Annotated in this window: 2 protein-coding genes; both read left to right on the top strand. The window is 41.2% G+C overall.

Annotated elements, in window-relative coordinates; translation table 11 throughout:
* The first annotated feature begins 164 nt into the window (after window positions 1-164).
* Window positions 165-1037, top strand: coding sequence for a hypothetical protein (locus AC6F75_RS06840; protein WP_500714210.1), 873 nt, complete (start codon window positions 165-167; stop codon window positions 1035-1037).
* A 41-nt stretch (window positions 1038-1078) separates the two neighbouring features.
* Window positions 1079-1282: hypothetical protein (locus AC6F75_RS06835; RefSeq protein ID WP_500714208.1), on the top strand; the 204-nt coding region annotated here is incomplete at its 3' end.

Here is a 1282-nt window from a genome sequence, read left to right as displayed (position 1 = left end):
GCGATGAGCAAAACAAAGTGTTTGCTTATTGGGACGTGCGTACATTGGCTTTTGATGCAAAGATTTTTAATGAAAAATGTTTAAACACAATAATTTTTAAAACTTAAAAAATGGCAATATTAATAGATGCGCAAAATTGCGCAAAGACACGCAAGAACGTCGGGATGCCGTCGTGCCTTGCAGATTTGAAGGGGTACACAGGCTTCATAGCTGTACCGAAAGGGTGGGGGCTTGATGTGACCGAGGATTTTAACCTCGCTTATGTGACCGAGCAAATACAAAAAGGGGTGTTTATTCCTTTTGTACATTCTTTAGATTTTACGGACAACACGGAGGACCCTACATTTAAAACTTACAATAGTGGCCTGCGTTCTTTAATTAGAAACGGCTTTCCGACCTATATGTTTGAATATAGCAAGAAGTATGGCTTTCACAAAGCCGCCTCCACATACCAGTCAAATGGCGTTTATGATTTTATAATTATAGACGAAGCCGGAAGCCTGTTTTTGGCGACAAATGTCGCAGGAACAAAAGTTGTCGGATTTAGTGGCGGGGATTTAACCCCCCATACTTGGAAACCAAATGACCGAGGTTCAGAAGTAGGAAGAACAATGATTGAGTTTCAGCTTACAAACCAATTGCAATACAACAGTTTAGGAGCAATCCTGACCGCTGAAATGCTTGGTTTCGATGCTCAAAGCGAGATTAATGCAATCATTGACCTGAATTTGACGGCAACAGCCCCAGCAGCATCAGCCCCATTAGTGGTTGATATTGTGGCAACGGCCAACCCTGCTTTTTATGTTGAAGGATTGGAGGCAGCTAATTTCAGGCTGTTTGTTGACGGCGTGGTAGCAACGATTGACACGCTTACATTTACAGCGGAAAACAAATACTCAATTGCTCCTGATTCGGCTTTCACCGCTGGACAAGAGGTGTATGTTGAGATGTATGACGCGACCAATTCAGTAGCAACGGCCAACGCTGATGGACTTCTTTACAAAGGGAAATCCAACACGGTTGAGGTTACAGCTTAATTTTAACGGGGGTGTAAAAGCCCCCTTTTAAAAACAATATTATGAAAATTGGAAATGTATCATTTTCGGCAAAGAGCTGGGAGGCTTTTACAAAGCTGACCAGGGCAGAACAAAAGAAAAAAGTATCAACACTTGACAAGTCAATTTCAGACAAAGAATTGAACAATCTATTAAAAAACGTTTCTTATGGCAAGCCTAAAAAATCTAAGTCAAAGGCTAAAAAAAATAACACTAAGCAGGCTCCA

The sequence above is a fragment of the Planktosalinus sp. genome (assembly GCF_059864935.1).
The sequence above is the reverse complement of the archived record's forward strand: the minus strand, read 5'-3'. Positions and strand labels throughout refer to the sequence as shown.